This is a genomic window from Moraxella sp., from assembly GCF_024227015.1.
Lineage (GTDB): Bacteria > Pseudomonadota > Gammaproteobacteria > Pseudomonadales > Moraxellaceae > Moraxella.
Genome location: NZ_JAAELD010000271.1, coordinates 1 through 8,487 on the forward strand (window position 1 = coordinate 1; position 8,487 = coordinate 8,487).

Genomic DNA, 8,487 nt, shown 5'->3' on the forward strand with positions numbered 1-8,487 from the left:
AGCAAAATAATTTTAAAATAAAAACCTCATCGCGCGATGAGGTGTTTATTTTAAAATTATTTTGCTATCTATGTAAAAATTGATTATGCTACAAACATTATTTTATATCAATTGTAAGATTTTGGGAAAATTATGGATATGATAAAAAAACTGCCCATCGTTGCAGGATTTTGTATGATGGGTGCTGCCGCCAATGCTCAAGATGAGCCAAGTCAAGCGGCCGATCAGGCGGATATAGCCACAGCTCAAGTGGTGGATGAGAGTTTGGTAGGTGAGGGTGCACCGCCTGTTGAGCGTAATGCAGCCCAGACAACTTGGTTTGATGAGAAGCGGTATGATGCTAAGGACTATCTGAATAAGACCGCACATAAGATGGATAAATGGTTTGGTGTGACTGATCGTGATGAGCCTGCGCGCGCTTCGCTTCGGGTGATGATGGATATGCACTGGAATGAGTATGATGGTACAACGGTCAAGCCACGTGTGCGCGGTAAATTGAAGCTGCCGACGCTTGAAAATCGCCTAAGCTTGGTATTTGGTGATGAGGATTTGGATGTTGAGCGTGACGGCGGTATTCATAATGACTCGCGTGTCGTTAGACATGCCGATCGCCGATTTGACAGACGCGAGGCGCGTGAGCAGAACTCATCCTTTGGTCTGCGCTGGTCAAAGTTTCGAGAGGATCTAGGCGTTGAGACGGATGTTGATCTGGGTGTTCGTTCTGATGATGTATTCATCAAGATGCGCGCCGAAAAAGAGTGGGAGCTGCCAAAAAATGTCGACATGCGCTTTGAGCAGGTATATCGTTATGGCTCAAAAAGCGAACACTACACACTTTCTACCTTAGAATTTAGTCAGCCGCAGTCCGCCACGCGCACGCTCACCAACCGAACCCAACTAAACTACACCAGTCAAGACACCGAAGATCTAAACTGGGGCAATAGTTTTTATCAGCAGCACTATTGGAAAGGCAAACACGGACGTCGTGAGTTCAGCTATGGCATCTATACAGGTGGCGACATTGAAGACAAGAAAGCTAACCTAAACATCTATGGACCTTATGTCAGCTACCGTGAGCCTGTATGGCGTGAATGGCTGTTCTTGCAGGGTGATGTCAGTTACTACAATAACAAAGCCGAGGATCGCGATCATCATGTTGCCGCCTTTGGACGTGTAGAAATGGTCTTTTAATTGTAAACAATAACACAAAAACGGATCAAGCGCGATCCGTTTTTGTGTTATGTATCATATGAATGGCAACAGCTCGGCAACTTTATTAGCAAGCGTTCTTGACCAGATGTCATAGGTCTGCTTGCTTGGGTGGAAGCCATCTTTGGCAAACATATGATGCGGACTTAGATTGAAGGTTTTAAATTCATCCGTAACGTAATGCGCTTGTTCATGGGCATCGCACACACTCTTTAATAATTGTGTCAAGGCTTGGGCGCGCCGACCGATAAAGGCATTCAAAGGAATGGGTAAGCTTGGCGCAAGATGCATGGGTGGTAAGCTTAAAAAGATAATGTGGCACGCTCGGAATTTTCGTGTTAATAGCGTGATGATGTGGTTTAGGTTGTATTGCCAATCTTTATTCATCGTTGCTTTGACAACATCATTAACACCGATGCTAATGATGGCGATATCGATGCGTGTGATTGGCATCGCATATAAGCGCTGCAATAGATCAAAGCTGGTATGACCACTGGTGGCGTATAAATGGCAGCTAATTGCGATGTCTTGAGCGCCAAGATGATGAAAAATTCGCCCTAGTGGTGCATCTTCTTGACCATCAACACCAACACCTGCCGCCGCTGAATCCCCGAGAATGGCAAGAGTGGGTACGTTAGGTATGATGATGTGGCATGTGCCATTAGGCTCTGGTAATTTCAGAGCGTGTTTAGCGACACGACGTGCCTGTATATAATAAAGGGGTGCGAGTGCATAATCACGTCTGCGCCCGAACATGTCTTTCATATCATAACCCCAACATCTTCATGATAATGCTATAATGATCCTCGAACATCCGCTTGCCATCAAGCTCGCGCAATGGCAACCAAAATGCACGACTGGCATCATCGCCTCCTTTGACATCGGGTAGGGTATCGCCTGTAAGTTCAGCATAAAACACGTTCGTGATGGTGCGACCGCGCGGCGAGCGATCTGGTGCATCGAAGATTTCTTGGAGTTTGATTTGGTCTTTATGGATGATAAGACCAGTCTCTTCTTGCAATTCACGCAGGGCACAGTTTATCCATTTTTCATCTTTATCCAAGAACCCACCCGGTAGCGCCCACAGTCCACGACCGTACTCGCCACCGCGCTCGATCATTAGCACGTGACCTGCCTGTACCACAAGTGCGTCAGCGGTGCAGAATATTGGTGGATAAGGCGCGTCTTTCCACTCGGCTTTAAAGGCTTGAATGTGCTGATATTCTTGCTTTAGCCTCATGTAGTCAGGCGTACTGATGAATGATTGTAGGAAATTTTGCGAAGCATCAGGCATCCGCTCATCGATGATGCCTTGTTCAAAATACGCCTTACGCAGTGGGGTGGCAGACAGATTCTCAAAACTTGGCAGCTCAATCGCTGACCAATTGGGAAATAATGACAAATAATAAGAGCTGTCGTCCTTGGTGTGTCCGATGATGCCAATGCGACCTTGTCCTTGGGTCTGATGGTGTAGGGCGCTTTGGATGTTGTAGAGCCATTGATGGTCGTTGTAGAGCGTGTCATCAATGGGTAGGCAATGAATGCGAGCTGATTCGACGTCATCAAATGTGCCTAGAATCATCTGCTTGCGCTCATCGAAGCTAAATGGATTCTTGATGGTGCGTGGGCTGTTGGCCGAGCCGATGAGCATGATGACATTCTTGGCACGTTGTAGTGCTTCGGTGACGACGAATTTATGCCCGTCATGAAATGGCTGAAAACGCCCAATAAATACCAAATAATCAAATTCGTACGTCATAATTATCCTTAGAAAAATTAAAAAAGTTTTGTTAATCGGCTTGATAAAATGGTGCTATGTTACCATATAAAGAGCAAATAAACCGACTAATTTAGTCAAGATTTATGACTTTCTAATATTTTACAATAACTTAATCAAAAAGAGCCAGCCATGAGTGACACAGACAACGCCCCATTGACCAGCAACATCATCATCACACCCAACGCCCAAGCCTACCTTGCTGACTTATTAGCCAAGCAAGAGGTAGAAGGTATTGGCGTGCGTATCTTTGTGGAATACCCAGGTACGCCGCGCGCCGAATGCTGCATGAGCTACTGCCAGCCTGATGAGATCGATGAGGCAGATTTGCAGATTCCTTTTGAAGCGTTTACCGCACACATCGATGCGCCGAGCATTCCTTATCTGCATGATGCAGTGATTGATTATAATAAAGATCGCTTCGGTGGTCAGCTGACTTTCCGCGCGCCTAATTCAAAGGTGCCTCAAGTGGGTGCAGATGCCAGCGTTGAAGAGCGCATCAATTATGTCCTACAATCTGAGATCAATCCAAATCTTGCCAGCCATGGCGGTATGGTCGAGCTTGTAGATCTGATCGAAGATGAGGCGGGACTGACCGCGGTACTAAAATTCGGCGGCGGCTGCCAAGGTTGTAGTGCAGTTGATGTTACGCTGCGTCAAGGCGTTGAAGTGCAGTTAAAGCAACAAATCCCAGAGCTCATGCACGTGGTTGATGAGACCGACCATTCTCAAACTCAAAACGCATATTATAAATAATCGCATGGGATGTACAAAAAAGACCTGAATAATATCAGGTCTTTTTTGTGTTCGTGCATCAGCCTAAGATATCCGCCTTAATGGCTTGGTAGTCTGATGCACTTAGGCGTGGACCGAACTGAGTCACGATACGACCTGCCACAGCCGCTGCCAGTGCGCCGCATTCAGACAGGGTATGACCTTGAGTGTGTGCGTATAGGAATGCGCCAGCGTAGTTGTCGCCTGCGCCGTTCGTGTCCAGCGCGTTATCGATGACGGCTGAAGGTACGCTGATGATTTCGTCGCCTTGTTTGATGAGTGCAGGTTTGTCGCTGTTGGTAACCACGACCAAGGTCGCAAATTCACCAAGTGCGCGCACTGCTGATTCATGGCTATCTGTGCCAGTATAGAGCATGGCTTCTTCGAGGTTGCAGAATATCGCATCCACACCGCCTGACAGCATGGCATCTAGACCTTCTTTGGCGAATTTTACCACCGCAGGGTCGGCGAAGCTTACCGCGACTTTAACGCCTTCTTCTTTTGCCTTGGCGTGCAAAGTGCTGATGCCTTGGGCGATGGTGGGTGACATGGCAAGATAACCTTCTAGGTAGAGCCATTTTGCACCTGCCAGAGTATGAAAATTGATGTTGTTGCCATTAATTAGGCTGCTCGTGCCTAGATGGGTCTGCATGGTGCGCTCGCCATCAGGGGTGACAAGAACAGCACACGAGCCTGTCGTGCCATCTGGGTCGATGGCGACATCTGCGTCGGTCGTAACACCTGATTCTTCTAGGTCTGATAAATAAAAATCGCCCATGTCATCGCCGCCCACACGACAGTTGTAGAACGCACGACCACCCAAAGAAGCAAAAGCCACCATGCTGTTGGCTGCTGAACCACCGCCAGCTTGCTTGGCAGGGTTTACGCCTTGGTCTTTTAGGGTGTCAAATAACGCGCGCTGACCTTCTTCTTCGGCCAGCGTCATGTTGCCACGAGTCAGGCCTGTGGCGGTCAATGCGTCGTCGCTCACCTTAAATTCGGTGTCCACTAGGGCGTTACCAATGGCGATGATATCAAACATAAAAATCCTATCAATTTAAAATATAAAACAATAAACATAAAAACACAGCCAAGATAATCTTGGCTGCATTCTAAACTAAATCATTCGACGGCTAATTGTACCACAAGTAAGTCGGCATCCACATCAGGCAGGATGCTGTCTGCGGTCGCGCCTGCTAGCCATGCTGATAAGCCTGTGCGCTTATGACGGCCGATGACCACGAGGTCGATGGCGTTGTTTTGGCAATAGTCAACGATGCCTTTACGCCCTGAGATGGCGGTTTTGATTTTGACGTTGTGCGCTTGCAAGCTGTTGCGCGCCAAGACTTCTGCCAGTCGGGTGCGCGCTTCTTGGCAGCGTTCATTGTCAATCTGTTCATGTAGGGCGGAGGCAGGAATCAGCTCATAGCCAAAACCCAACATGGTCTCTTCAACAATGTGCAGTACCGACAGCTGAGCAGCAGGTGACGCATCCAAAATCCATTTTGCTTTCGCCGCGACCAAATCCGTGTCATCTCGTAGATCGGTAACCAATAAAACGTGTTGATACATCGCATTCTCCTTGTGATGGGCGATATGCCCTTTTGATTTAGTATAACAAAATTCCCACCCATCGTCAGCTAAATTTTTGACAAATTTTGGCGGAATTGGCGTGGTGTTTGTGTGTGATTTTGTGTGAGTTCAATGAGCATTTTAAATGATTATGCCGCCTTTGGGTGGTCGTTATGCTGATCGCTACTTACTTAATTCGGTTTTGTTGTTTTAAATTTGGCAGGCTTATTATTAACATAATGGCACTGTGACTTTTGTTGATAATCAACCCATTTTATTGGAAATTGCCATGACAAATTTAACCATCACTCCGATCAAACCAACCATCGGCGCCGTCATTGGCGGTGTGGATCTAAACAATCTAACAGAAGAGACATTGGCCAAGATTAAGCAGGCGCTGCTTGATCATCAGGTGATTTTCTTTCGTGATCAGGATTTGCAGACTGAGGCTCAGGTAAAGCTCGCCAGATCATTTGGCAGCTTGCACATTCATCCTGTCTTTCCGACCGTGCCGAACATCCCTGAGGTCATCGTGCTAGACAGTCATGCAACCGACCTGCGTGATAACGAACTTTGGCATACCGATGTGACTTTTAGTAAGACGCCACCCTTGGGCTGTGTACTGCGCGCAGTCAAAATCCCGCCGTCAGGAGGTGATACTCTATGGGCAAGTGGTACGGCAGCTTTCGAGGCGCTCGATGATGACATCAAGCAAAAAATTCAAGGCTTGACCGCCATACATGACATTCGCCTGTCATTCCCAGAAGAGCGCTTCGGCGGAGTGAGCGATGAAGAAAAGGCGCGCCTAGAAGAAATCTACCGTAAAAACCCAACTGTGCCGCATCCTGTGGTGCGCACGCATCCCGATACGGGTAAGCCGATTTTGTTTGTTAGTGAAGGATTTACCTCGCATATTGAGGGATTGTCTGAGGATGAAAGTAGGGCGCTGCTTGATTTTTTGACAGAGTATGCTGTCAAAGAAGAGTTTTACCTGCGCTGGCAGTGGCGTGAGGGCGATGTGGCAATTTGGGACAATCGCTGCACACAGCATAAGGCGATGTTCGATTATGGCGATGCACATCGCATCATGCATCGAGCGACGGTAAATGGCGATGCGCCTTATTACGCAAGCAATGCCGCGTGATGAACTTTGAGGGTCGATCAGTATGCACATGTCAACCATCATGATCAGCAATCCATCTATTAAGGACAGGTAATGAGCGAATCTAGTCAGTCAAAACAAGGATTTAAAGCTAGCTGGGTCTATGCCATGGCGGTGGGCTCAGCGGTGGGTTGGGGTGCATTTGTGCTGCCCTATGAGTGGCTGTCCTCATCGGGGCTGTTGGCTGTGGTGACGGGTTTTATTATCGGTACGCTATTGATTGGCGTTATCGCGGTGAATTATGGCTATGCCACCAAGTCTTTGCCGGTGACGGGCGGTGGGATTGCCTTCGCGCTGGCGACGTTTGGGCGGACGCATGGGTTCATCGCTGGGTGGGCGCTGATGTTGGGTTATGCAGGCATCATCTCGCTGAACGCCTCGGCAGTCACGTTGGTGCTTCGCCTAATCATCCCTGAGGTCATGATGCAGGGTGCTTTGTATGAGATATCAGGCTGGACGATTTATGCGCCTGAAGTGGCGGTATCGTCGTTGTTTTTGATTGGTTTTGCTTATTTGAATGCTAAGAATACCGCCATTTCAGGTCGCGTGCAGTTTTTGGCGGTGATGCTCATGCTAATTGCGGTGGCGACGGTGTTGGTCGGAACGGGTACTCATTTTGTCTCACAAGGCTCATCATTGCCATTATCTCCACCGGCACAGGTTGGATTTTGGTCGGCGGTGGGTGCGATTGTAGCGTTTGCGCCTTGGGCGTATGTGGGGTTTGATGGAATTCCACAGTTGGCAGGCGAGTTTCGATTCTCCGCCAGTAAGATCATGAAGCTGCTCATCGCAAGCATCATCAGCGCAAGCTTTTTGTACATTGCGGTCATTACGGCAGCGGCATTTGCCTTTGGGGATAACATGGCGGCATTTGGCAGCAGCTCATGGGAGACGGGTGCAGCGATCTCATTGGTGATGGGCAAGTCTGGACTTGCGCTCATGGTGGTGGCGGTGAGCATGGGCGTATTGACGGGCTTGAACGGCTTTTATGTGGCGGCGAGCCGTGTCGTACTGACGCTAAGCCGTAGCCAGATGTTACCACCGGTATTTGGCAGGCTAAATCCTAAGCATGGTACGCCATCGACAGCATTCTATGCCATCATGGTATTGTGCTTGATCAGTCCTTGGTTTGGGCGCGCGGCACTGTTGTGGATTGTGGACATGACGAGCGTTGGCATTGCGATTACGTTTTTTTATACCTGTGCTTGCGCTTATAAATTGGGCCGTGATGGGTCGGTGTTCGGCATTCATGCCCAATCACCAAGCCAAATCCAGCAGGTATTTGGATTGTTGGGTATGCTAATTTCGGTGGGTTTTTTGTTGCTTTTATTGCTGCCGGGTTCAGTGGGCGCACTTAGCACGCCATCGCGTTACGCCCTTGCAGTTTGGGTAGTTTTGGGGGTGGCTTTTTATGCCATGCGCCGCGATCATTTGCAGCATAAAAGTGATACAGAACTTAAACAAATCCTATTTCCCAAAGTCAGTTAATTTTGTTAAATTTAAGATATGCTTAAAAATTAAACAAGCTCATGTGGTAAATTATATTGTGAATCATCAAATATCCTTTTGATTGATATTTTTAATACAAAACCTCGATTTATCAAACCAACTGAATTGCCAATTTTAAGTTATAATAGAATCATGATCTAATAGGAGAACGTTATGAAACGTATTTTATCTGCGCTAGCGCTATCTACTACAGCAGCACTGTTCGCTGCGCCTGCCATGGCAGACGATGACGCGCGCATCTATGAACAAAACAAAGACCAATACATCAGCCAAGCCAAAGCAGGCGAGATCGCACAGGCACATGTTAAAGGTGTGAGCGTGAAGAAAGTTGACTTTGGTCATGACAATCGTCTTGGCGCGCATTTTGATGTAGAAGTATTGGCGGATCGCGGCGTTGAATATGACGTGTCTGTTGATGCCAAAACTGGCGAAATCCTAAAAAGTGAAGTTGAAGATTAATACTTAGCTTAAATCTTCGATAAAT

Annotated in this window: 9 protein-coding genes; 5 read left to right on the top strand and 4 right to left on the bottom strand. The window is 47.6% G+C overall.

Annotation, left to right across the window (positions count from 1 at the left end):
- Positions 1–132 precede the first annotated feature (132 nt).
- Positions 133–1,191: a hypothetical protein gene (locus GY683_RS06255; RefSeq protein WP_297287926.1), complete on the top strand. Its 1,059-nt coding sequence runs from the start codon at positions 133–135 to the stop codon at positions 1,189–1,191.
- Between the two features lie 54 nt (positions 1,192–1,245).
- On the opposite strand, the gene GY683_RS06260 is transcribed toward GY683_RS06255, so the two are convergent.
- Both GY683_RS06260 and GY683_RS06265 read right to left on the bottom strand, forming a co-directional pair.
- The gene (locus GY683_RS06260; RefSeq protein ID WP_297287927.1) at positions 1,246–1,974 is read right to left on the bottom strand and encodes an SGNH/GDSL hydrolase family protein; all 729 of its coding nucleotides are present in this window, start codon (positions 1,972–1,974) and stop codon (positions 1,246–1,248) included.
- 1 nt (position 1,975) lies between these two features.
- Positions 1,976–2,968 carry a bifunctional nicotinamide-nucleotide adenylyltransferase/Nudix hydroxylase gene (locus tag GY683_RS06265; RefSeq protein ID WP_297287928.1) on the bottom strand — a complete coding sequence of 331 codons (993 nt, stop codon included), beginning with the start codon at positions 2,966–2,968 and terminating at the stop codon, positions 1,976–1,978.
- A gap of 150 nt (positions 2,969–3,118) precedes the next feature.
- Between GY683_RS06265 and nfuA the strand changes: the two genes are divergently transcribed.
- Positions 3,119–3,742 (top strand): Fe-S biogenesis protein NfuA, encoded by a 624-nt coding sequence (gene nfuA / locus GY683_RS06270; protein WP_297287929.1) that lies wholly within the window; start codon positions 3,119–3,121, stop codon positions 3,740–3,742.
- A 58-nt stretch (positions 3,743–3,800) separates the two neighbouring features.
- On the opposite strand, the gene GY683_RS06275 is transcribed toward nfuA, so the two are convergent.
- Both GY683_RS06275 and GY683_RS06280 read right to left on the bottom strand, forming a co-directional pair.
- Positions 3,801–4,802 carry an adenosine kinase gene (locus GY683_RS06275; protein ID WP_297287930.1) on the bottom strand — a complete coding sequence of 334 codons (1,002 nt, stop codon included), beginning with the start codon at positions 4,800–4,802 and terminating at the stop codon, positions 3,801–3,803.
- 80 nt (positions 4,803–4,882) lie between these two features.
- On the bottom strand, positions 4,883–5,332 hold the full coding sequence (locus tag GY683_RS06280; RefSeq protein WP_036367234.1) for a universal stress protein: 450 nt from the start codon (positions 5,330–5,332) through the stop codon (positions 4,883–4,885).
- Between the two features lie 277 nt (positions 5,333–5,609).
- Between GY683_RS06280 and tauD the strand changes: the two genes are divergently transcribed.
- The 3 genes from tauD to GY683_RS06295 all read left to right on the top strand — a co-directional run bounded on the left by tauD (position 5,610) and on the right by GY683_RS06295 (position 8,462).
- Positions 5,610–6,476, top strand: a complete 867-nt coding sequence (gene tauD / locus GY683_RS06285) for a taurine dioxygenase (RefSeq protein ID WP_297287933.1) — start codon at positions 5,610–5,612, stop codon at positions 6,474–6,476.
- A gap of 72 nt (positions 6,477–6,548) precedes the next feature.
- Positions 6,549–7,982, top strand: coding sequence for an APC family permease (locus GY683_RS06290; RefSeq protein WP_297287931.1), 1,434 nt, complete (start codon positions 6,549–6,551; stop codon positions 7,980–7,982).
- A 174-nt stretch (positions 7,983–8,156) separates the two neighbouring features.
- On the top strand, positions 8,157–8,462 hold the full coding sequence (locus GY683_RS06295) for a PepSY domain-containing protein (RefSeq protein WP_297287932.1): 306 nt from the start codon (positions 8,157–8,159) through the stop codon (positions 8,460–8,462).
- Positions 8,463–8,487: the final 25 nt, after the last annotated feature.